Source organism: Antrihabitans cavernicola, assembly GCF_008297975.1.
In the GTDB taxonomy this organism is placed as follows: Bacteria; Actinomycetota; Actinomycetes; order Mycobacteriales; family Mycobacteriaceae; genus Antrihabitans; species Antrihabitans cavernicola.
In genome coordinates this window covers 582,519-604,640 of the sequence record NZ_VLNY01000001.1, presented here as the reverse complement: position 1 = coordinate 604,640, position 22,122 = coordinate 582,519, and the positions used below count along the sequence as shown (strand labels likewise).

Sequence of the window (22,122 nt, the reverse complement as noted above, 5' to 3'; positions counted from 1 at the left end):
CCATGTCTTCAGCACGCCCTGAAGTGACCTGGCGACCGGATCCGGCCGTCGCATCCAAGACCTCCATCGGCCGTTTCGCTGCCAAGCACGGTTTCGGAGTCGACGAGTACGACGCGATGTGGCGCTGGTCGATCACGGACCCCGCCGAGTACTGGGCAGGCGTGTGGGACTTCACCGGACTGACCGGTTCCCTCGGCAGTCGAGAGGTTACGACTTCCAGCGACATGGCCGGCACACGGTACTTCGACGACGGGTCGGTGAATGTCGCCGAGAACATGCTCGCTGCGGACACCAGGTCGCTGGCGGTCGTCGAGGCAGGAGTCGACGGTTGCCGCAGGCGTTGGACCTTCGGCGATCTGCGCACCGAGGTCGAGGCCGTCGCGGGCTGGTTGCGTCGACACGGTGTGTCCGAAGGAGACGTGGTCGCAACGGTTTCCACCAACCGCGCAGAGACCCTCGTGTCCTTCTTGGCGACGGCGGCGGTCGGCGCGATCTGGACGTCGTGCGCTCCGGAGCTCAGCGGCAACGCCATCCTCGACCGGATCGGGCAGGCTTCGCCGAAGGTGCTGTTCGCGTGCAGCGAGTACGTCTACAACGGCAAGACCTTCGACTGCCGTGCCGACCTGGATCGACTGGTCGAAGCGCTACCGGACCTTCAGTTCGTCGTTCTCACCGACCGCGATGTCGACAGCACCGCGACCCCGACGATCGGCACAAAGGCACAGTTCCTCCGGTACAACGAGGTTGCCAAGGACACCGGCGAATTCGTTTGGGAGCGATACGCTTTCAACGCCCCCGGTTTGATCATGTACACCTCCGGGACGACCGGGAAGCCGAAGGCGATAGTGCACTCTGCCGGCGGAGTATTGCTGAAAACCCAAGGCGAACAAGCGTTTCACGCGGACATCGACCCCGGCGACGTGCTGTTCTGGTACACAAACACGGCGTGGATGATGTTCCACTGGCTCAGCTTCGCGTTGGCTCGCGGCGCCGCGATCGTGCTGTACGACGACGCGCCGGTCCCGACGTCCGGAGACGGGATGGATCTCGGCGCGCTGTGGCGCGTCACCGCCGAGGCCGGGGTCACCGTCTTCGGCACCAGCCCGAGCTACATGTCGCTGATGATCGACAACGGATACTCGCCGCGCACCGAGCACGACCTGTCCCGACTGCACACCGTGCTCGCCGCGGGTGCGCCGGTCAGCCCCGAGCAGTACCTCTGGGTGAAGAGCGATGTCAGCCCCGATTCCAGGTTCGGACCCATGTCCGGTGGAACCGAACTGATGTCGTCGCTCGTCTCGGGTTCCCAGCTGCACACGGTTCACGCCGGCGAGATGTCCTGCAAAGTGCTCGGTGCGGCGGTGCACGTCTTCGACGGTCGGGGTGTTCCGGTCTACGGAGTGAAGGGCGAACTGGTACTGGCTGAGCCCACGCTCGGAATGCCCCTGACATTCTGGGGTGAGGACGGCGATGCCCGATATCGGGCGGCGTACTTCGACGGGTTACCCGGGGTTTGGACTCATGGCGATCTGGCCGAAGAGACCGTGTCCGGCGGTGTGGTCATCTACGGCCGCTCCGATGCGACGCTGAACCCCGGTGGCGTCCGCATCGGCACCGCGGAGATCTACCGGCCGCTCGCCGACGTGACGGCGATCGAGGCGAGTGTGGTCTTCGGCCGACCGATCGCAACGGGCGAGGAGATCGTCCTCTGCGTCGTACTGACGGAGGGGGTGAACCTCGACGAGGATCTGGCGAGCCAGATCCGGAAGGTCGTCCGGGCGCAGGCGTCCCCTCGTCACGTTCCGCACGCTATCTATCAAGTGACCGACCTGCCGTATACGCACAACGGCAAAGTCATCGAAAAGGCAGCCAAGGCAGCAGCTTTGGGTCTCGACGTCGAACGATTCACATCTTTGCGGAACCGGCAGAGTCTTGCCGAGTTCGCCGACCTCGCGGGTCGGGTGTCGCTGTGAGCGGAATCGACGCGGCCATCATCGGCGTGGGGGAGCTGCCATCGGTTCGTACGTCCACCACAAGCGAGACCACTCTCGGACAGATGGCGCTCGCAGCCAGGGCCGCGGTGCTCGACGCCGGACTCGAGCCCGATGCGATCGACGGGCTGTTGATCGGCCCGATGGTTGGTGAAACTCCGATGCACGTCCCGGCAACTGTCGCGGAGTACCTCGGTCTGAAGCCGAAGATGGCCAACGTCGTCGATCTCGGCGGTGCGTCACCTGTTGGAATGGTCTGGCGGGCAGGAGCGGCGATCGCGGCCGGCATGTGCGAAGCGGTGCTCTGCGTCGCGGGAAATGTTCGCCCGGCTGCCGTTGCGAAGAACCGCAACCCGATTCGCGAGTTCGATGTGCCGTTCGGTGCGAGTGGCGCCAACACGACCTACGCCATGATCGCCCAAGCCCACATCAACCGATACGGGACCACGGCAGAGGACCTCGCGGAGATCGTCGTACGCGAACGAAGCAATGCGCAGCTCAATCCGAACGCCTACTTCTACGGGACTCCGATCACCGTGGAGGACGTACTCGCCTCCGAGATGATCTCCTCGCCGATCCACAAGCTCGAGGCGACCATGCCGATGGCAGGTGGCGGAGCGATGATCGTCGTGTCGGCGCAACGCGGGGCGGAGCTGGGACTACCACAGGCGGAAGTGCTCGGGGCCGGAGAGTACGTCTCGCATCGTGCGCTCAGTCAGGCTCCCGACTACACGTCAGGGCCATTGAAAACAGCGATGGAAGATGCACTCGCCCGGGCCCACGTGAGCCTGGATGATCTTGATCTCCTGTCACTCTACGACTGCTACGGGATCGTCGTAGCCGTCACCTTGGAGGACCTCGGCCTGTGCAAACCGGGCGAGTTCGGTCGATGGCTGGCCGACCACGACACATCGCCCACCGGGGACTATCCGCTCAACACCCACGGCGGACAGCTCAGCGTGGGACAGGCGGACATGACCGGCGGGATGACCCACATCATCGAGGCGGTCCGGCAATTGCGCGGTGAGTGCGGTGCGCGTCAAATTCCGGACATCGACGTCGCGCTGGTGACAGGCAACGGCGCAACTCTCAGCGAGGCCGGTGCTGTGATCTTGGGGCGGGTCGCATGACGATCGACGCCGAATTCGCAGACATCGTTGCCGACGTCCCACCGCCTACCCCGACCGGACTGTCCATGCCCTTCTGGCGCGCTGCGGCCGAGGGACGCTTGATCATGCAGCGTTGCGGCGACTGCCGGCAGTTTGCGGCCTACCCGCGCTCGGTCTGCCCCCACTGCTGGTCGACCCATCGCACCTGGGAAGAGGTCGCCGGGCGGGGAGAAGTCCAGACCTTCACGACGGTGCACCGCGCCGGTAACGCGGGTTGGCAAGCGGTCACACCCTATGTCGTCGGGCTGATTCGCCTTGACGAAGGTCCGGTGCTGCTCACTCAGTTCCATGACGACGCCGGTGCTCTGCACGAGGGGGCACAGTGCGAGGTCGTCTTCACCCGGGTCGGCGCGTGGACGCTGCCCTTCTTCAGGAGGACCACATGACCACCAATTCCGCATATCTGTACGCAGGTCTGCGCACGCCGTTCGGGCGGCTGAACGGACATCTGAGTCAGTACGACGCGGTCGAGTTGGGTACCCGAACCCTGGCTGAGCTAGGGCGTCGCCATCCAGTCGCCGCCGAAGCCGACGGGGCGCTGTTCTCGTGCGTCGTGCAGGCGGGGCTGGGCCCGAATCCAGCGCGCACGGTGATGCACCGCTCCGGCGTCGGTAGCGAAATCCCCGCCAGCGTCAACAACATGGCCTGCATCGCAGGTATCGACACGATGGTCGACGCCACCCGGCGGATTGCGTCGCAGGAAGGCTCGCTCTACATCGTCGGAGCTTTCGAGTCCTCCAGCAATGGACCGGCGCTGACATTCGGTGACGGCCATCAGGAATCGGCGCTGCAACACGAAGCACTGACCTGTGCGATCAGTGGTGAGTCCTTCGTTGCGATCTCCGACCGCCAGGGCGCGGAGCTGGGTATCTCCCGTGCGCGGCAGGACCAGTGGGCCGTACGGTCCCACGATCTGGCCGGCCGCGCCGACTTCGCCACGACCGGCGAAGTCTACGGATTGGAGAGTGACGGCACCGTCCATTGGAAGGACGAGGGCATCCGTGCGGGGAGCACTTACGAGCGGCTGGCGGCATTGCCGCCACTTGTAACGGGGGGAACGATCACCGCGGCCAACGCCTCACAGATCGCCGACGGTTCGGCCATGGGCCTGGTCGGATCGGTCGATGTCGCAGAGAGCCACGGACTCGATCCGCTGGCACGCATTGTGGGATGGGCCTACTCGGCTGGTCCTGACAACACGTTGCACCGTCAGCCCGCCAAATCGATCGATGCGCTTCTCACCAAGACAGGTCACACCGTGCGCGACATCGACCTGTGGGAGATCAACGAGGCCTTCGCCAGCGTCGTACTCGCCACCATCGACGACTTGAAGATTCCCGAAGAGGCGGTGAACCCGAACGGCGGAGGTATCGCCATAGGACACCCGAACTCGACCACTGCCTTCCGTCAGGTTCTGACGCTGGCCCATGAACTTCGGCGACGCGATCTTCGCCGCGGGATCGCCACCCTCTGTGGTGGCGGAGGGCAGGGCATCGCCCTGCTTATCGAGAACGCACACTGAACTACGACACGAAAGTGAACTGACATGACAATCGACGTCGCAATCGATCCCTGGAACCGAACCCGCAACGGCAAGCCGAAGGTCGGCGCAACCGCCACGCGTGAGTACACACTCACCATGGAGGACACCGAAGCCTGGGCCGCGATGAGTCAGGACTACAACCCGCTGCACTTCGACGAGCAGGCGGCGGCCAACTCGATCTTCGGTCGGCGCGTCGGCCACGGCGGGCTCATGCAGGGCATCCTCCACGGCATCATGGGCATGGAGCTGCCGGGACCCGGCTCGGTGTTCCTCGGTGTGAATTGGAGCTTCCACAACCCAATCCTGTTCGGCGAGACCATCACCGGCGAGGTCAAGGTGATCGCGGTACGCGATGACAAGCCGATCACCACGTTGGAGGTTGCGGTACGCCGGCCCGATGGCACTGTCTGCCTCGACGGCACCTGCACGACGTACACATCCGCGATCGACTGAGCGAGACCGACGGTGCTCACGACTTTCCGATCGAATCCGCGCGGCCAACGTTGGTCCATCGCCGCAATCGAAATCCTTGGCTTGTCCGTGTGGTTCGTTGCGAGCGCAATCTTGCCCGCTCTGCGCGACGCGTTCGGCATGAGTTCGGGTGCGGCGATGTGGTTGATCGCGATGGTGCAAATCGGCTACGTCGTGGGCGCTGTACTGTCCGCCGTCTTCAACCTGGCAGACAGAATTCCCGCACACTACTTGCTCACCGCGGGCGCTTTGACCGCAGCTATCACCACGAGCGTGGTTCCCCTGACCGGGTCGGTGACCGCAGCGTTCGCGCTACGGTTCCTCACCGGTTTTGCCTTGGCCGGTGTCTATCCGGTGGGCATGTTCGTGATGGCATCCTGGTCGGCGCGGGATGAGCGGGGCAAAGCCTTCGGGCTGTTGCTGGCAGCCTTGACCCTGGGATCAGCATTGCCGCATCTGATCCGGTCCTACGGCGGACTCTCCTGGCAGTCGGTCGTCTGGATCTCGTCGGGGTGCGCCGTCGTCGCCGCGATCATCTCTGCTGCGATCATTCGACGTGGGCCGGAAGACCGAGTGCCCCGTGCACCATTCAAGCCCGCCGCAGCGATAGCGATGTTCCGAAACCGCGACATCCGATGGGTCAACATCGGCTACTTCGGCCACATGTGGGAGATGTACGCGTGGTGGGCCTGGGTCCCCGCGTTCATTGTGGCGGCGGGTGGACGCACCGACCTGACGAGTCTCGACAGTCTCACCGCATTTGTATTGATCGGGATTGCGGGGGCCATCGGTTGCTTGGGGGCCGGCAGGATGGCGGACCGAATCGGACGACCGCGGGCCGCTGGGCTTGCCCTGCTGATCAGCGGAATCTGTTGTGCCTTATCACCTCTCGTGTTCTTCGTACCCAAGGCCGTTGCCCTCCCCTTACTCTTCGTCTGGGGTGCTGCGGTCGTCGCCGATTCCGGTGTCTTCTCGGCGGCACTGAGCGAGGTCGCGCCAGGTGAACTGGTCGGGACCGCGCTCGCAGTGCAAACAGCTCTAGGCCTCATGTTGACGAACGTGACCATGATTTCCGTACCGTGGCTGGGTGATCGATGGGGCTGGCAATTCGCGTTTCTGCTGTTGGTGCCCGGTCCAATTGTCGGAGGATTGGCGATGTTCCGGCTACACACTGCGCAAAGCACCGAGATCGCGGAGCCGGGACCGACCCCCACGTTGCGGGCTGGTGTGAAGATATAGCCGTGCTCTCACCCGACGACCTTCGCTACTTTCTCGCCGTTGCCAAGACGGGTCGACTGGTGTCGGCAGCGCGCGAGCTCGCCGTCGACCACACGACCATCGGCAGGCGGATCACCGCCTTGGAGAAATCGTTGGGTCAGCGGCTCTTCGATCGCGGGAGCAAGGGGTGGGAACTGACCGAGTCAGGTGCGTTGCTGCTCGAGCCTGCAGAGTCGGTCGAGGCGGCCCTGATTGCCGCGCAGGATGTGATCGGCTCTAGGGGCGCCGAGTTACGCGGACGCGTCCGGGTGTCGAGCGTGGATGGATTCGGAGCCTGGTGTCTCGCGCCCGCGCTCGGAAAGCTCCGAACAGCGCACCCGCACTTGACAATCGAGGTCGCGGCCAACACCGCCCACCTGCCGCTCACCGTCCGCGACTTCGACGTGGCGATCACTATGGAGGAGCCCTCGGTCACGGCACGAGTCACCAAGCGCTGGCTGACGGACTATGTCATGCGCATGTACGCAACACAGGAGTACCTCGACAGGTCGCCTCCCGTCGAAGTGCTCGAGGACTTGGCTGAACACACGCTGATCTGGTGGACGGACCACCGGATCGATCTCGAAACCTTGGCCAAGGTCAGGGAGACGCTGGGTGACAACATCCAGATTCAGTCCACGACCGTAAGTTTCATTCTCGAGGCGGCGGCGGGAGGCGCCGGAATAGCTGTCTTGCCACAGTTCATAGCCGCGCACCGGCCAAGCCTGGTCCATGTACTCCCGGAGATCGAATTCCGCGGAAATTACTGGCTCGTCATCCCGCGCGAGCTGGCACGGTTGGCCCGGATCGGCGCTGTGGTCCAGGTTATCGACGAAATTGTCGACGAGCGGAGAGACGAGATCGCCGGAGCTCCTCGCTGATTGGGGCCCGTGGCGCTCAATCTGTTCTCGTCCCGCTGCCGCCATGTCCGAGCAACACGACGTGCGGGCGTTGCTCTTCGGGCAGCCACAATGTTGCGGGCACATCGTGCTCGTCGGGACGCCCTCCACCCCTGTAATCCAATCACCGAGCCTAGAGCGCAGACGTATGGTCGAACGATGGCCGAGGAGAACACACGATCCATCCACCAGCGCCTTGTCGAGCGAATCCTGCAGGGATCGGGCCAGGCATCGAAGGATCAGCGTCGCAACGCATTCGACAATGCCGATCTCTCGGACTCGCTCAAACCGCTGCTCGACAAAGTCGCGACGAAGCCTGCTCAGGTGACCGATGCCGACTTTGCGAGGGCCTCGGACAAAGGATTCACGGACGACCAGCTCTTCGAACTCGTCGTCTGCGCCGCCGTTGGCCAGTCGACTCGGCAATACGAGTCTGGACTCGCCGCGCTGGCCGAGGCGACCGCTGACAACGAGGCACGCTGATGCGGCCCGCCGTGCTCGACAACGGCTACGGGGTCGGTCCGAAGCTCCTGTTCAAGCTGATTCGGCTGATGTCCGGTTTCCCCGCGCCGGACGCCGCCAAGCTCACTTTCTACCGTTCGGATTTCTACGGCACCAACGCAAAGAAGTTCACGCACGCGGCGATGCGGGGCAAATCGACGTGGTCGGTCGGTGATCGAGAGTTGATGGCGGCCTACGTATCGCAGGCGAACCAGTGCGCGTTTTGCATCGGCGCGCACACCGCAACCGCAACGCAGGCATACAAGGATGGGGACAAAGTAGCGGCCGTTCTCACCGATCTCGACGCCGCCCCGATCACCGCCGGGCTGCGCGCAACGTTGGCGATGCTGGGCACCTTGACCCGCGTGGGAAGTGTCAGCGCCGACGACATGCGCGTAGTGCTCGCGACCGGCGTCTCGCCGCAGCAGATCGAGGATGCGCTGGCGGTCGGCTTCGCCTTCAACACGACGAACCGCCTGGCGAACGCTTTCGATTTCGAGGTGCTCAGCCCGGAAGGCTTCGACGCCGGCGCGAAGTACCTGCTCAAACGGGGATACCAGTAGTCACCGGCCCTCGAACACTGGCGGCCTTTTCTCGAGGAAAGCTGCGGTGGCTTCCTTGGCATCCGCGGTATGAAAGCTGCGGACCATGCGCTCCACCTCCGCGTCGATGTAGTCGCCGAGCGACGATGTCTGCGCCTGAATCACGTTCTGCTTCATCGCTCGCATTGCCACCGGCGCTGAGTTCGCCAGTCGGTCCGCCAGTTCGCGTGCCGCCTCGGCGAGCATCGTGGCGGGAGCCACACCCGTAACCAAGCCGATTTCCAACGCTCGGTCCGCATCGAACTTGTCCGGCGTCATGAACAGTTCTCGCGTGCGAGCACCACCGAGAATCTTATCGACGAACCAAATGCCCGCAAGGTCGCCCGACACTCCTGCGTTCAGGAACGCGGTGCTGAATACCGCAGTGTCGGAGGCGATTCGAAAATCCGCTGCTGCAGCAAGGGAAAATCCTGCACCAGCGCACGCACCGTTGATCGCCGCGACGGTGGGTTGCGGCATCCGGTACAGCTGTTCCGCAACATGCGCCGATGCGCGCAATCGGGAGATGTCACCTGCGATCGAAACACCTTGCAACGAACGCTGTTCCGGCGGAGCGGCGAGATCGGCGCCGACGCAGAACGCCGAACCCGATCCGGTGAGAACGACTGCCCGGACCTCGGTCGACTTCTCCAGCTCGCTCAGCACCTCGGACAACTCTCGGAACATGTTCAGCGACAGCGCGTTACGTCGGTCAGGGTTGGTCAATGTCACGGTCGCGGTGAATCCCTCGACCGAGTATTCGATCAGCGATGTCATACGAACAGCCTCCAGAGTCCGGCGATACTCAGTGATACGACGCTGATCGCCAACAGCGCGCTTGCGGTAAGAGACGGGACTACATGCTCGTCGGCGAACTGCTCGGCTCGCCCACTGCGCCCACGCCATTCGGCGAATGCAAGACCCGCAACGACCAGCCCCACCACGACCGAAATCGCAACCGCGGTCCTCGGCAGCCAACGAAGGCAGCCTGCTGCCAGAGCCAGGATGGACAAGTAGGTCCGGGTGGACGCCAGCGACGTCCGTTCGACCTGAAGTCCCTGATCGGCGGTCATCCGCCGCTCATCACGCCGACGGCCAAAGTGAACGCGCAGACGACCAGCACTCCGCCCGCCACCACCGTCATCACCGGGGTAGGCAATTTCCTGCCGAAGCGCAGAGCCCGTTCGGTGCTGATCCAATGCACAAATGCGGTGATCGCAATGACGCCGCCCGCCAGCAACAGAACTGCAGCCAGTGGTGTCCGGATGCTGCGATCGAGAACGTCTGCCCCGAACGCTTCGAGGCCCACACCCGACGCAACGAATGCCGTCGCGGTTCGCACCCACGCGAGGTAGGTCCGCTCGTTGGCAAGAGTGAAACGTGGATCGGGATCCGTGCCCGCCCGAAACGGTAGCCAGTTAAACATCCGTCACCTCTGGAGTGGCGGCCCGGCGGGCGATGATGAACTCGTCGTCGGCCTGCAGCGCGGCGTCGAGAAGTGTTGCGCCGGTACCCTGTAGCGCAGCGATACGCGTATTCCAGCGCGCAAGCTCCGCGTGGCTCTGGATCACGAAACTCTTCGCCGCAGGGCTCAATGCGTTGGGCCGGTGCACGATTCCGAACGGCGTCCGAATCTGCGGTGCCGTGTCGACGACCACTGCACCCAGCCGATGCGCAGCGGTCGCCATGCGCAAGGGCAGGAATGCGCTTGCGGCGCCGTTGAGGACGAGTGTCATCTGGGCATGCCGATTAGGGACCTGCGCGGTGATCCGGGGGGCAACGGCTTCGCGACGCAGAATTGTCGCCACAATGTCGTTTTCACGGCTCGCGGAGCTGCTGGTCACCAGCGGCACGCCGTCGAGTCGGCGCAATTCGAACGGCTCGTTGGAATCGGAAACTGCTGTGCCAGGAGGCATTACCAGCAGCAGGCGCTGCACAGCCAGCTCAACCCGTTCCAGATTCTCCGTCGGCACGGGGAAGGTCGTGAAACCGAGTTCGCAATGCCCGGTCAGCACTTCGTCGCAAAGCTCGGCGGCGCTGGTGAATTCGGACAACTCGATCAGGATCTCCGGATACAGCTTGGTGAACGATCCGCTCCACGCCGCGACGGCTTCGCTCGACATCTCCGGCATGGTCCCGATGGTGATGGATCCGACTTGGACGTCACGGGCGTCGCGCATGATGTCTTTCGCAGCCAGAATGTCGTCGAGCACCTTGCGCGCGGGTTCGAGGAACAGCTCGCCCGCCGAATTGAGTACCAGGTTGCGGCCGGTGCGGTGGAAGAGCGACAGCTTCAGTTCGCGTTCGAGTTGGCGGATGCCTTGAGACAGCGACGCCTGCGCGACGTGCAGGTGCTGCGCCGCTCTGTTGACTCCTTGATGCTCGACCACGGCGAGGAAGTACTCGAGCTGTCGGACGTCCATACGACTATCATTCCTTCGACAGTCGACCTTTTCAGCAGTCATGGACATTTCAGACCCGATACGAGTTCGGCAGGGTGCCGTCGACACCGACCTGCTTGATCATGGCCTTCGCAAGATTGCGTTCGTGGATCGGCGACGAGCCCTCGTAGATGCGGAGCGCCCGCACGTCGCGCCACATGCGAGGAATCGGGTGCGGGCCCACAATGCCCTCGCCGCCCATCAACTGGACGCACCGATCGGCCACCCGGCTCGCCATCTCCGAGCAGTACAGCTTTGCCGCGGCGATGCGATGCCGCGGGATGTCACCCTCGTCGAATGCGCGGGCACTCTCCATCACCAGCGCACGCCCGGCCTCCATCTCGGCGAAGCTCGCGCCGAGAGTTGCTTGCACAGCGCCGAGTTCGGAGAGTGGAGCACCGAACTGTTTGCGGGCGTTGAGATGTGCGGTCACCTCTTCGAGCATGCGCGTCGCTTGACCGACACACGTGGCCGCGACGTGCAGACGCGCGTGGTTGATGCCGCGCAACGCCATCCGCAGGCCTTCGCCCTCGATGTCGCCGAGCAGGTTCGACGCGGGCACCACCACGTTCTCGAGGTAGATCTCACCGACCGGCGCCTCGGCGTGGCCGTTCATGATCGCAGGCAAGGCGGTGCGGACACCGGGTGACGAGGCATCGACAATCAGCGCTGAAACGCCGTCGGCGCCTGGAATCGACTGGTCCGTCCGCGCGAATACGACGAACGCGTCGGCCCAGCCGGCGTTGGTGATGTAGCGCTTGCTGCCGTTGACGATGTAGGTGTCGCCCTCGCGGCGTGCAGTCGTCGTCAGATGTCCGGCGTCGGACCCAGCGCCCTCCTCGGTCAGCGCAAAAGCCGTGACCAGTTCGCCCGCAGCCATCTCGGGAAGGAGGCGCTGCTTCTGCTCGTCGGTCCCGTGATCGAGAATTGCCTGCGAGCAGAGACCGATCACCGTCGAGAAGCGCGAGCGGTACACGCACGATGCGCGGGTGAACTCGAGTGTGAGCGCAACCTGTTGCGCCATGGACCATTCCAGACCGCCGTAGGAGCGGGGAATGGAGATCGCGAACAGCCCGAGCTCTGCCATGCGCGTCACGATCCGGTCGGGAACTGCACCGGCCGCGACCATTTCGTCTTCTGCAGGAATGAGTTCGGACGCGGTGAAGTCGGCGATCGTCTTCAGGTAGGTGGGGAAGTCGTAGTCGAAGATCTCTTTGTCGATCATGCTGTTGCCTTTCGAGCTGTTTCGGGAGCTGCGACGACGTCGGTCGCGAAGAGGTTGTCGATGTCGCGACCGCTGTAGCCGATCTCGCGCAGAATGTCGGTTGTATCGGCGCCAGGTCGGGGCGCGCCGGTCGACGACGTGCGACGGTGCCCGTCCACGGTGAACGCCAAACCTGGACTGGTGTAAGCGGTTCCGTCGGCATCGGCGACGTCGACCAGAACGTTCGATGCCAACACATCGGCGTCGTCGGTGATCTCGTCGAACGATCGGATGGACCCGCACACGATCTGGGCGGAGGACAGTAGCGCGACAGCCTGATTACGTGTCTTCCCTTCCAGCGCTTGGCCGATCGTCGCGAGCAGTTCCGCGCGATGCGCAACGCGTGCCGGGTTGTCGGCGAACCGCGGATCGCCGATCATGTCGGGGCGGCCGATCAGCGTGCACAGCGCCGACCACTTGTCGCGGGTGTAGGCGGAGAGCACGATCGCGCCGTCGCTGAGCTGGATCACGTCGGCTGCCGGTGCGGCGTGCGCCTGCCCGTTGCCTTTGCGTCGCGGTGCCTCGCCGGTCAGTGCGTACTCGCCCCAGGTCGCCGCCTGCATGGAGAGAACTGCTTCCATCAATGAGGTCTCGACGTGGGCGCCTCGGCCTGTGGTTGTCCGTTCATAGAGTGCCGCAAGGATTCCCGTCGCCAGGGCGTTGGCGGCACTGACGTCGGCAACGGCAAATCCGGTTCGCTGCGGGTCGTTCTCGGCCGCGCCGGTGGCAGCCATCATGCCGAACTCCGCCTGCGCTGCAATGTCGAGACCTGCGCGGTTGCGTGACGGCCCATGGGCACCGAATCCGGTCACATTGGCGTAGACCAGGCGGGGGTACTTGCTCATCAGATCGTCGGCGCCGATGCCCAACCGCTCCGCCGAGCCATTTCGGAAATTCTGAATCAGCACATCGGCTTTCGCCAGCAGCTGATGCAGCACGCGCTGGCCTTCGGGGTGGCGTAGGTCGATCGCGATGCTGCGCTTGTCACGGTTGTACGCACGCACCATGGCCTCGCCGAAGGTGCCGACACCGCGGGCTTGGTCGCCGGACAGACTCTCGACCTTCACTACATCGGCACCGAGGTCGGCGAGGGTCTGAGCTGCGCTGGGTCCGGCGATGTACTGACCGAGGTCGATGACCTGCACGCCTGTCAATGGTCCACTCATCGTGATCACCGGCCCTGACGTGCAGCGTGCACAGCGGTGAGGTGTTCGAGCTTGGCTCTTGCCTTTTCGGGGTTCAGCATCAGTCCACCGATGATTCCGAGTACGCAGACGGTGATGCCGACGAAGAGGAATCCGGTGGAGTAACCCTGGGCCGCCGTCGGCGCGTTGTCGACGATGAGGCCTAGTACGTAAGGCGCGACGATTCCGGCGACGCTGTAGACCGCGATGATGCAGCCGAAGAATGCGACTCGCTGGTGTGCGGGCAGGAAGTCCGATGCGCCTGCGAAAGCCACCGAGAACGCCACGCTGTTGACGGCGAAGGCGCCGATCACCAGAACCAGCTGCACCGGTCCCGGGCTGAGCTGGGTGAAGGCGATCATCGCGAGGCCGCCGAACACCAGGTACGCGCCGGTCAGGTAGCCACGGGCCACCCGGGAGGAATGACCGCGACGGAGCAGCCTGCCGGACAGCATGCCCGCGGACAGCAGGCACACGACGGCGACGATGTAGGGGAGTGTGACGAGGGTGCCGACGGTCCCGCTGGAGTAGCCGAGGCCTTCGTTCATGTACGCGGGAAGCCACGCGACCTTCAGCGACGAGATGAGGTAGCCGGCGAAGGACAGGATCGCCAGGCCCCAGAAGCTGCGCAGGGTGAGCAGTCGATAGAACGGAACCACGATGTCGCCGTTGGGATCTGCGGGCTTGTCCTTGGTGACAACTGCAGCCGAGTCGTCGACTTTCTTGAAAGGCAACCGCTCCGAGAACCAGATCCAGCCGATCAGCCAAGCGACGCCGACTACGACGAGCACCACGAATGCGGCGTGCCACGACCAGGTCAGAATGACCCAGGTGATTGTCGGTGCGGCGATCAGCGGGCCAACGGACGAACCGGCGTTGACGATGGCGCCTGCGGTTGCCCGCTTATCCGGCGCGAAGCGATCCGCGATGATCGACTGGCAGAGGGCGTGCGCCGGTCCTTCGAAGAACCCCAACGTAATTCGGCACGCCATCAGCACACCGACCGACACCGACACCGTCAGCGGGGCCATGCTCATGACCCATGCCAGCATGAGTAGGCCTGCTGCCCAGGTGTAGGAAATCTTGCGGAGCACCGCCGTCAGGGTTACGGCGCCGATGGCGAAGAGCCAGAAGAAAGCGCTGCTGAGCAGTCCGTACTGGCCGGCGCTCAGGCCCAGCTCGTCACGAATCTGGTGCGCGGAGAGACCGACCGCCGCCTTGTCGGCGAAGTTCAGGGTGAAGAACAGGAACATGAATACGACGACGCCCCACGCGCGCTTGTCGGTTCGACGGCGCACAGGCGGGGCGCCTACTTCGCGGGGGCGAGTTTCTGTCATCACCATGAGAATCCTCCGAAATTGCTGGGCTGGATAGCTGCGATGCTCCGGCCGGTGCCGCGTGACCGGCACCACAGAGCGTTACGTCCATCACAACTGCGCGGAGAAGTCCGATCAACGGGCAATACCCGATCGGTCCGTTCGGTCCTGCCTATAGGTGCAGGTCAGCATTGGATTGGATACGGTACACACCATTCGGACAGCACCGGTCGGGGTACGCACCGATCAGTAAGTCGTAACTACTTGGAGGCTCATCGTGTCGGACACCACCTGCCACATGTCTATCTCGTTGGACGGTTATGTCGCCGGACCGGAACAAAGCCGGGAAGCGGGAGTGGGGAAGCGGGGGCTGGAGCTACATGGCTGGCACATCGGCGACCCGCGTGCCAACGACGCCGACAAGATCGCCGCCGAATGGCTCATGCGCCCGCGGGGCGCATATGTGATGGGCCGCAACATGTTCGGACCCATTCGCGGCGACTGGGACGAGGACTGGACTGGCTGGTGGGGCAACGAACCGCCTTATCACGCACCGGTTTTCGTGCTGACCCACTACCCGCACGAGCCGATCCAGATGGACGGCGGGACGACATTCCACTTCGTCACCGACAGCTTCGACGCGGCGTACGCCGCAGCGCGCGAGGCGGCAGGGGACAAGGGTGTCGACATCGCCGGTGGGGCCTCGACGGTCCGCCAGGCGCTGATCGCCGGCGTGATCGACGAGCTCACTCTCGACATCGTGCCGGTCCTGCTCGGTGCGGGGGAGCGCATGTTCGACGGGGTCGAGTCCTTCGACTTCGAGCCCACGGAAGTGCTGCATTCACCGTTGGCAACGCACATCCGCTACCGCCGGACGTAGCGCCCGCCGATAAATAAGTGGTGGCAGTCGTAGACGGGCTGCTAGCTTGTGGTCGACCGTGTGATCGTGCAAGGAGGTGTGACCCATGAACGCTGCATCGAAATGGGTGCTCCCCCTTGCCGTCACGGTTGGGCGAACGTCGTAGTTGTCGCCGGGAGCGCCTGAGAAAAGGCAATCCCGAAAGGCAACAACTATGTACTCACAACAATTCACTTTCGAAACAGACGAGCCTCCCGCCGCTATCACGCGGGTCGCGGACACCCAATGGTTGGCCACGGTGGACGACCGGACAGTCGGCAGCGGCGATGTCACCCGACGCCCCGACGGACGACTCTTCGTCAGCATCGACACCTGGCACGCGGGCGTATTCGACCAGCTCGTAACGGTTTTGCGAACAGAGCTGCCGAAGCCGATCTACACCGTGGTCGACGAGTCGGAGACGGATCTGACGACTGCCTGGCTGCGGACGGGCTTCACACCGCACCGCCGCGAATGGGAATACTCCGTTCCCACAGATCCGACGATCACCGGACTCGACGCCACGGCCCCGCCACCAGGAGTCACGATTTTGCCGGCGGGGACTGCTGCGGAGGGTCCGTTGCGCGCAGTGGACCGGGCAATCCGCGACGAGGTCGAGGCGAGTATCGGTTGGCAGCACATGCCCGCCGAAATACTGCACGGCCCGAGCGGCGACACAGTTGTCGACCCGTCGAAATACGCTGTGGCAGTGCGATCGGACCGCTATGTCGGCATGGTTCGGGTGGTGCGGGCAACGCGACGGCCGCGCATCGGCCTGATCGCAGTCAGAGCCGACCAGCAACGTCGAGGCGTGGCACGGGCGCTGCTGGCGCATGCACTCGCCGCTCTGCACTCCGATGGCCGGGGACCGGCGTACTGCGAGGTCGACGAATCCAATTCCGCGGCAGCCGCGCTGTTCGACGGCGTCGGTGCCCAGCGAGTCAGCTGCAACCTGGAACTGGTGCTGCGATGACCAAGAAGAGCAAGGGCATCGAGATCGACGGCGTCGTGTTGGTGTGCCTACGAAACGCGATGTTCACGGTGGAGCTCTCCAATGGGCACACCGTGCTCGCGCACATCAGCGGGAAGATACGGAAGAACTACATCAAGATCGTGCCGTTCGATCGAGTCTTGGTGGAGCTAAGTCCGTACGACCTGGCTCGCGGGCGGATTCTCTTCCGGTATCCCGCGTATCGGTCGTAGATCTTCGTGACCAGGGGCTCGGCCCACAGCAGTGTCGAGCCCCTGGTCACGAGATGCCGGGCAAGCTGCTTCGGCGAAGTGACCTCGACAAGGTCAACTGCGCCCGAGGCTTTCTCGCCAGCTCGAATGCACCGGCGACCAGCCGAGGCTCGATGCCTTGGCGGTCTCCAGCGCCGAACCTGTCGGCGGCGTCTCGAATCGAATCTCTTCGGGCACAGGGGCTCCGACAGCTCGGCAGAACGCTGGGATCCACTCTGTATCGGCGGCGGGATCGTCGTCAGCGACATTAACCGCACCCGACGGCCAACCCAACGCCGCCACCGCTGCGGCGACGGCATCGTCCACGTGCACGAAACACGTCAGTGCATTTGCCGGAACCAGCCGACCGGCATGTGCCTGCGCGGCGATATCGCCGTCGCGCGCGTACCAAGTGCGTGGGCCGTACAGCGTTCCGTAGCGAAGGATCACATGGTGCGGAAGTTCGCGCACCGCACTTTCGAGGGCATGCACGCCGCCGACGGTGACGGCTCGTGGACCGTGCGCGGACAGGTCGAGCGGGTCGCTCTCGACTGCCGGGCGCCCTGTTCCCTCGTAAGCCCACGAAATGCTCTGCGCAATAATCGATTCGACGCCCGCAGCGTGCGCGGCATCGATGAGGTTCCGCGTGCCGACCCGTCTGATGTCGGCGTTGGCGCCGCTGTCCTTCCCGCCGAGGTCGGTGAGCTGGTGCACGATGACGTCCGGCGCGGAGTCGGCGACGACCTGTCGCACCTGGTCGGCGTCGAAGGCGTCCATCGCGCGCAGCTCGATACCCTGTTGGGGCACAACATGTTCGGGATGTCGAGACGTTGCGGTGACCTGGTGCCCCACGGCCACCAGTGAGTCGGAAATCCTCGACCCGAGAACGCCGGTACCGCCGGCAACAAGTATGCGCACGATCAGGCCGACCACTCCGGATTTCGACCCGACAACGCAAGCGCGCGGGCGAGGGGCGGCGCGTCGTCGGGAACATCGACGACCGGTCCGAACGCCACTTCGCGGCCCTCTGCGTCGGCCCATGCCTCCATGATCTCGACCACCGCACCGACCGCGGCATCGTCGGGGGAGAAAGGCTGCTTCGTCGCAGTCGCCAGATCCCACCCGTGCAGCACGAGTTCCATGGCCGCGGCCCGACCGGCTTCCTGCGCGGTCGTCTCGACGCCGCCGGCCGATGCATTACCGAGCCAGGCTTCGGGATCGGCCCACGCCGTTGCGAGAGCCGTTGCGCGTCGGGTGAACTCGGCCTTCCAGGAATCGTCGTCGGGTGAGATCTCGATCTTCGGATCGTCTTCGGGCGGAACGCCGGTTGCTGCGCTTGCCGAATAGCGCATGGCCACCATCAGGTGTTCGAGCAGCGTCTTCACCGGCATCTCGTCGCACGGTGTGGGGTCGGCGAACTGATCACTACCGACATTGTGTGCCAGCGCGCTGACCTTCGTGGCCACGGGCAGCAAGTTCAGGGATTCGATCTCACGCACGTCGAACTCCGATCAGATCCGAGGAAGGTAGCCTGACTATATAGTGCTATATGCAGGTTGCGCCTGCATGCTTCGATCTTGGGCACCCGAGCGAAGCGCTGTCAATGTTGATCGGTGTCAATGTCGCTGTCCGCCTTGACTCTCCACCTAGGGGAAGGTTCAAGGTGGGAGGGCGCGCTCGACCGAACCAGGGGAGTCAGAGCACATGGGACGCAACGATTCGCCCGCGAGCAGCGACGCGATGGCCGACTTCACGAAGCGGCTCGTGGCGGTCGACGGCGTCACGAAGACTGTCTACACCGCTGGTGCAGGTCCCGCGGTCGTCCTGATGCCGGAGATGCCCGGCATCAGCCCCGACGTCGCCCGATTCGCACGCTGGATTCGGGACGCGGGCCTCACGGTCTACGTTCCGTCGCTGTTCGGCACCGACGGTGCCTACCCCGAATCGGAGGCAGGTGCGCAGGTTATGCGCCGGGCGTGCGTCAGCGCAGAATTCCGAGTGTTAGCGGGCGCCGGCACCAGCCCGATCGCGACGTGGCTGCGGGGACTCGCACGCCAGGCACTTGCCGAATGCGGTGGCAGCGGGGTCGGCGCCATCGGTCTGTGCTTCACCGGAAACTTCGCGCTCACCATGGCCGTCGACCCGGCGGTCGTCGCACCCGTCGTCAACCACCCGTCGTTGCCGCTGGACGACCCGGGCGGTCTGGAGATCGGCGACGAGGACGCAGAGGCCATTCGTCGCCGGGTGTCCGACGACGGACTGCGCGTCCTCGGCTACCGATTCGACGGCGACAAATGGTGCACCGCACAGCGTTTCGCGGCCTACCGTGCCCTGCTCGGCGACGCTTTCGAAGGACACGTCCTACCTGACGCGAGTGCCAACACCGATCCGCCGCCCTTCTTTCGCGAACTGGTCGTCACGCCGCACAGCGTCGTCACGGCCCATTTCGTCGACGAGGAGGGCCACCCGACAACGAAGGCGCGCGACGAGATCCTCGCGTTCCTGTGTGAGCGACTGAAACCTGCGACAGAGAAGGCATGACCGATGGCAGCGAATGATCACTTCAGTGTGTACGGGCGGATGATTGCACTGCCCGGCCGCCGCGACGAGGTAGTGGCGTTGATTCAAGACGCCGTCGACGCCGGTGGCAGCCCTGATCTGCTGGGCTACAGCATCAACATTGCTCTCACCGATTCCGACACGGTCTGGGTGACCGAGCTGTGGACCGACAGGCAAACCCACGACCAGACCACAACGTCGGCGGCGGTGCGGGCTGTCACCGAGCAGATGCTTGCCTTGCTGCGCGAGCCACCGGAGGGCACGTATGGCACCGCAATCCACTACCGATAATCCCTCAGTGGAACGGCCGCACCTCGACCTTGCGATTGCATGCCGTCGACGCCTGCTTGCCGAGTTCGAGCGCCGCGTCGAGGTCGGGCGCTTCGAGGATCCAGAAGCCGATCAGGTACTCCTTCGACTCGACGAACGGCCCGTCGGTGAGCGTGGGCTCGGGCCCCCGGCTGTCGATGACGGTGGCTGCGCTGGGCGCGGTGAGCCCGCCTGCGAACACCCAATGGCCTTGGGCCTGAAGCTTGTCGTTGAACACGTCGATGGCGGCCTGCTCGTCGGGGTGCGCGAGCTCGGTGCTGTGCGTTATGACGGAAACCAGAAACTGCATCGGACAATCATCTCCTGAGGTGAAAGGTGGCGTCACACGTACTGGGGGCTTCCGGCGGGACGGAAGACCTGGATCGTCACGCCCTTCGAGTCGACGCGCGACTCGAGCAGGTCCAGCGCGAGATCCGGGCCGTCAGCGGGGAACAACCGCGTTCCTTGGCCGACGATCACTGGAATGGTCAGCAGCGTCATCTCGTCGACCAGACCGCTCGCCAGCAGCCAGCGGACCAAGGTGCCGCTGCCGTGCACCTGCAGCTCGCCGCCCGGCGTTGCCTTCAGATCGGCGATGGCGGTCGCAAGGTCGTCGGGCAGCACGGAGGTTCCCGACCATGCCGGATCGGTGATCGTCGTCGATGCCACGTACTTGGGCCGTGTGTTCAACGCACGAACGATGAGCTCCCGGCCAGGAGCATCCTGCTCGGTGAAGGTTCCCCAAGAGGCGGCGAACAATTCGTAGGTCCGACGACCGAACAAGAATGCGTCGGCGCGGTGATAGGTCCGGTTGATGAACTCCGCCGTGTCCGCGTCACCCTTTCCCATGGCCCAGCCACCGCGGTGAAATCCGTTCTTGCGGTCCTCCACCGATGCGCCGCCGTTTCCCTGAACAACTCCGTCGATGGTGACCTGAGTGATGGTTGTCAGCTTCATGATCGTGTGTCCTTTGCCTGGTCGCAGCCGCTGTCGGGCTGCCTCACCCCTTCTACGAACGATGCCGCCTCGATCCGACAACACCGCCCGAATTTCCTTCGCTGCGATTGAACTTGCCGAGCTGGGGTACCCGAAGTTGGCATGCGGGAGCAATGATCCCGCCCACCAACAGCCTCAGGAGGCATACATGAGCGGCATCGACAAAGCCAAGAACAAGCTCGAAGACCTGCAGGGCCAGGCAAAAGAGAAGCTCGGCCAAGTGACCGGCGACTCCGACACGGAGAACGAAGGCAAGGCTGATCAGGCGAAGTCGAGCCTGAAGGATGCGGGCGAGAAGGTGAAGGACGCCTTCAAGAAGTAGTTGCGCATCAAGACAGACGACGCGGTGAGCGGGCAGGTCCACTGCCCGCTCACGCGCGTTCAGACGTCGATTCGAAAGAGCTCGGTAAACACCCCGAGCAATTCGACGTCTCCCTTCAACAGGGTGACCACGTCTCGCTCGACGGCCTGTGCTGCGGTCAGAGTGCCCGCGATCAGATGACGGAGTCCGGGCCCCGTTGCGAAACTCAGTTCGGGTGCGTCGCTGGGCAGCGAGCCTCCGACGGGAGGTGCAGGGGGAGCGATCTGGACTACCGTCAGCGTGGCGTCGTCGACCTTTGCGCGCAACTCGACGGTGTCCACTCGAACCTGGAAATCCAGTGCGGTCGAAGCGAATTCCGGGCGAAACGCGGTCCGAAGGGCCATTGTCAGCGAGTCGGCGGTGACGACGTCGCCTTCCTTGGGGTCGCCCATGGACCGAAACCCCCAGCGACCGAGTGCCAGCACGATGGGCTCGAGATCGTGCCCATACGGAGTGAGCTCGTAGACGAGTCCGCACCGGGGCAGGGCGACCCGTCGGATCACACCGCCCTCCTGCAGCTCCTTCAAACGTGTGGAAAGGATGTTCGTCGGAATCTTGGGCAGGCCTTGCTTGAGGTCGGTGTAGCGACGCGGCCCGACGAGCAGGTCACGGATGATGAGCAGGGCCCAGCGTTCCGAGACCAGCTCGACGGCGGTGGTGACCCCGCAGTACTGCCCGTAACTGCGGGCAGCCATGTCAGGCCTGTGCCTGCGCAGCCATGTACGCCTCGGGGCCCTGTTCCACCGCTGCCGGTTCCATGAATATGAACGCCACGATGTTGCCGTCGGGGTCCTCCATGTCACGGCTGTACATGAACCCGTAGTCCTGGGCGGGCTTCGGTTCGGTGCCGCCTGCCGCGAGACCGGCCTCGACCACGGCGTCGACCTCTTCCCGGGAGTCGCGGGAGAACGCAAGCTGCATCTGCGCCGTGGTTGCCGGATCGGCGACCTGCTTGTCGGTGAAGCTGGCGAAGAACTCGCGCTTGAGAATCATCGTGATGATGTCTTCACCCCACACCAAGCACGCGCCGTTGTCGTCGGTGAATCGCGGATCGATAGTCGCGCCGAGGGCGGTGTAGAACGCCTTGCTGCGCTCGAGGTCCGAGATCGGGTAGTTCACAAAGATTTTCGTAGCCATGACGGTTGCTCCCCTGTCGATGTT

At 64.2% G+C, this 22,122-nt stretch carries 28 protein-coding genes; 15 read left to right on the top strand and 13 right to left on the bottom strand.

Annotated features, from left to right (window positions below; translation table 11 throughout):
* The first annotated feature begins 2 nt into the window (after window positions 1–2).
* The 9 genes from FOY51_RS02970 to FOY51_RS02930 all read left to right on the top strand — a co-directional run bounded on the left by FOY51_RS02970 (window position 3) and on the right by FOY51_RS02930 (window position 8,394).
* Entirely contained in the window at window positions 3–1,973 is a 1,971-nt protein-coding gene (locus FOY51_RS02970) for an acetoacetate--CoA ligase (RefSeq protein ID WP_149428678.1), read from the top strand.
* Window positions 1,970–3,121, top strand: coding sequence for a thiolase family protein (locus FOY51_RS02965; protein WP_149428677.1), 1,152 nt, complete (start codon window positions 1,970–1,972; stop codon window positions 3,119–3,121). The genes FOY51_RS02970 and FOY51_RS02965 overlap by 4 nt, the downstream gene beginning before the upstream one ends.
* Window positions 3,118–3,546, top strand: coding sequence for a Zn-ribbon domain-containing OB-fold protein (locus FOY51_RS02960; RefSeq protein ID WP_149428676.1), 429 nt, complete (start codon window positions 3,118–3,120; stop codon window positions 3,544–3,546). The genes FOY51_RS02965 and FOY51_RS02960 overlap by 4 nt, the downstream gene beginning before the upstream one ends.
* A complete protein-coding gene (locus tag FOY51_RS02955; protein ID WP_149428675.1) occupies window positions 3,543–4,682 on the top strand; it encodes a thiolase family protein in 1,140 nt (379 codons plus the stop codon). The genes FOY51_RS02960 and FOY51_RS02955 overlap by 4 nt, the downstream gene beginning before the upstream one ends.
* Before the next feature lie 24 nt (window positions 4,683–4,706).
* Complete coding sequence (locus tag FOY51_RS02950; RefSeq protein ID WP_149428674.1) at window positions 4,707–5,156, top strand: MaoC family dehydratase; 450 nt, start codon at window positions 4,707–4,709, stop codon at window positions 5,154–5,156.
* 12 nt (window positions 5,157–5,168) lie between these two features.
* Window positions 5,169–6,413 (top strand): MFS transporter, encoded by a 1,245-nt coding sequence (locus tag FOY51_RS27450; protein WP_235916070.1) that lies wholly within the window; start codon window positions 5,169–5,171, stop codon window positions 6,411–6,413.
* Between the two features lie 2 nt (window positions 6,414–6,415).
* The gene (locus FOY51_RS02940; RefSeq protein ID WP_187776168.1) at window positions 6,416–7,312 is read left to right on the top strand and encodes a LysR family transcriptional regulator; all 897 of its coding nucleotides are present in this window, start codon (window positions 6,416–6,418) and stop codon (window positions 7,310–7,312) included.
* Between the two features lie 177 nt (window positions 7,313–7,489).
* Window positions 7,490–7,813: a carboxymuconolactone decarboxylase family protein gene (locus FOY51_RS02935; RefSeq protein ID WP_149428672.1), complete on the top strand. Its 324-nt coding sequence runs from the start codon at window positions 7,490–7,492 to the stop codon at window positions 7,811–7,813.
* Window positions 7,813–8,394 (top strand): carboxymuconolactone decarboxylase family protein, encoded by a 582-nt coding sequence (locus FOY51_RS02930; protein ID WP_149428671.1) that lies wholly within the window; start codon window positions 7,813–7,815, stop codon window positions 8,392–8,394. Before FOY51_RS02935 ends, FOY51_RS02930 begins: the two co-directional genes overlap by 1 nt.
* Here the strand turns inward: FOY51_RS02930 and FOY51_RS02925 are convergent, their stop codons facing one another.
* From FOY51_RS02925 to FOY51_RS02895, 7 genes are read right to left on the bottom strand one after another with little or no spacing between them, the layout of a single operon-like run.
* Complete coding sequence (locus FOY51_RS02925; RefSeq protein ID WP_149428670.1) at window positions 8,395–9,189, bottom strand: enoyl-CoA hydratase/isomerase family protein; 795 nt, start codon at window positions 9,187–9,189, stop codon at window positions 8,395–8,397.
* Window positions 9,186–9,485: a DUF202 domain-containing protein gene (locus FOY51_RS02920; protein WP_149428669.1), complete on the bottom strand. Its 300-nt coding sequence runs from the start codon at window positions 9,483–9,485 to the stop codon at window positions 9,186–9,188. The genes FOY51_RS02925 and FOY51_RS02920 overlap by 4 nt, the downstream gene beginning before the upstream one ends.
* Window positions 9,482–9,838: a YidH family protein gene (locus tag FOY51_RS02915; RefSeq protein WP_149428668.1), complete on the bottom strand. Its 357-nt coding sequence runs from the start codon at window positions 9,836–9,838 to the stop codon at window positions 9,482–9,484. Before FOY51_RS02915 ends, FOY51_RS02920 begins: the two co-directional genes overlap by 4 nt.
* A complete protein-coding gene (locus FOY51_RS02910; protein ID WP_149428667.1) occupies window positions 9,831–10,835 on the bottom strand; it encodes a LysR family transcriptional regulator in 1,005 nt (334 codons plus the stop codon). The genes FOY51_RS02915 and FOY51_RS02910 overlap by 8 nt, the downstream gene beginning before the upstream one ends.
* Before the next feature lie 49 nt (window positions 10,836–10,884).
* Window positions 10,885–12,078 (bottom strand): acyl-CoA dehydrogenase family protein, encoded by a 1,194-nt coding sequence (locus FOY51_RS02905; RefSeq protein WP_149428666.1) that lies wholly within the window; start codon window positions 12,076–12,078, stop codon window positions 10,885–10,887.
* Complete coding sequence (locus FOY51_RS02900; protein WP_235916068.1) at window positions 12,075–13,283, bottom strand: CaiB/BaiF CoA transferase family protein; 1,209 nt, start codon at window positions 13,281–13,283, stop codon at window positions 12,075–12,077. The genes FOY51_RS02905 and FOY51_RS02900 overlap by 4 nt, the downstream gene beginning before the upstream one ends.
* Before the next feature lie 5 nt (window positions 13,284–13,288).
* A complete protein-coding gene (locus FOY51_RS02895; protein ID WP_235916066.1) occupies window positions 13,289–14,638 on the bottom strand; it encodes an MFS transporter in 1,350 nt (449 codons plus the stop codon).
* Window positions 14,639–14,894: 256 nt separating this feature from the next.
* Between FOY51_RS02895 and FOY51_RS02890 the strand changes: the two genes are divergently transcribed.
* From FOY51_RS02890 to infA, 3 genes are all read left to right on the top strand, one after another.
* Window positions 14,895–15,497 carry a dihydrofolate reductase family protein gene (locus FOY51_RS02890; RefSeq protein ID WP_149428663.1) on the top strand — a complete coding sequence of 201 codons (603 nt, stop codon included), beginning with the start codon at window positions 14,895–14,897 and terminating at the stop codon, window positions 15,495–15,497.
* 193 nt (window positions 15,498–15,690) lie between these two features.
* Window positions 15,691–16,488: a GNAT family N-acetyltransferase gene (locus FOY51_RS02885; protein WP_149428662.1), complete on the top strand. Its 798-nt coding sequence runs from the start codon at window positions 15,691–15,693 to the stop codon at window positions 16,486–16,488.
* Window positions 16,485–16,718: a translation initiation factor IF-1 gene (infA, locus tag FOY51_RS02880; protein WP_149428661.1), complete on the top strand. Its 234-nt coding sequence runs from the start codon at window positions 16,485–16,487 to the stop codon at window positions 16,716–16,718. The genes FOY51_RS02885 and infA overlap by 4 nt, the downstream gene beginning before the upstream one ends.
* A gap of 93 nt (window positions 16,719–16,811) precedes the next feature.
* On the opposite strand, the gene FOY51_RS02875 is transcribed toward infA, so the two are convergent.
* Both FOY51_RS02875 and FOY51_RS02870 read right to left on the bottom strand, forming a co-directional pair.
* Window positions 16,812–17,654, bottom strand: a complete 843-nt coding sequence (locus tag FOY51_RS02875; RefSeq protein ID WP_149428660.1) for an NAD-dependent epimerase/dehydratase family protein — start codon at window positions 17,652–17,654, stop codon at window positions 16,812–16,814.
* 2 nt (window positions 17,655–17,656) lie between these two features.
* Window positions 17,657–18,235, bottom strand: a complete 579-nt coding sequence (locus FOY51_RS02870) for a TIGR03086 family metal-binding protein (protein ID WP_149428659.1) — start codon at window positions 18,233–18,235, stop codon at window positions 17,657–17,659.
* Between the two features lie 205 nt (window positions 18,236–18,440).
* Here FOY51_RS02870 and FOY51_RS02865 point away from each other — a divergent pair, with 205 nt between their 5' ends.
* A complete protein-coding gene (locus FOY51_RS02865) occupies window positions 18,441–19,277 on the top strand; it encodes a dienelactone hydrolase family protein (RefSeq protein WP_214633048.1) in 837 nt (278 codons plus the stop codon).
* Between the two features lie 3 nt (window positions 19,278–19,280).
* On the top strand, window positions 19,281–19,586 hold the full coding sequence (locus FOY51_RS02860) for a putative quinol monooxygenase (RefSeq protein ID WP_149428658.1): 306 nt from the start codon (window positions 19,281–19,283) through the stop codon (window positions 19,584–19,586).
* A 4-nt stretch (window positions 19,587–19,590) separates the two neighbouring features.
* Here the strand turns inward: FOY51_RS02860 and FOY51_RS02855 are convergent, their stop codons facing one another.
* Window positions 19,591–19,914 (bottom strand): YciI family protein, encoded by a 324-nt coding sequence (locus tag FOY51_RS02855; RefSeq protein ID WP_149428657.1) that lies wholly within the window; start codon window positions 19,912–19,914, stop codon window positions 19,591–19,593.
* Window positions 19,915–19,946: 32 nt separating this feature from the next.
* A complete protein-coding gene (locus FOY51_RS02850) occupies window positions 19,947–20,561 on the bottom strand; it encodes a dihydrofolate reductase family protein (RefSeq protein WP_149428656.1) in 615 nt (204 codons plus the stop codon).
* A 187-nt stretch (window positions 20,562–20,748) separates the two neighbouring features.
* On the opposite strand from FOY51_RS02850, the gene FOY51_RS02845 reads away from it, so the two are divergent.
* Complete coding sequence (locus FOY51_RS02845; protein WP_149428655.1) at window positions 20,749–20,922, top strand: CsbD family protein; 174 nt, start codon at window positions 20,749–20,751, stop codon at window positions 20,920–20,922.
* A gap of 59 nt (window positions 20,923–20,981) precedes the next feature.
* Here FOY51_RS02845 and FOY51_RS02840 read toward each other — a convergent pair whose 3' ends face one another.
* Window positions 20,982–21,656: a winged helix-turn-helix transcriptional regulator gene (locus tag FOY51_RS02840; RefSeq protein WP_149428654.1), complete on the bottom strand. Its 675-nt coding sequence runs from the start codon at window positions 21,654–21,656 to the stop codon at window positions 20,982–20,984.
* Between the two features lies 1 nt (window position 21,657).
* Entirely contained in the window at window positions 21,658–22,098 is a 441-nt protein-coding gene (locus FOY51_RS02835) for a VOC family protein (RefSeq protein ID WP_149428653.1), read from the bottom strand.
* Window positions 22,099–22,122 lie beyond the last annotated feature (24 nt).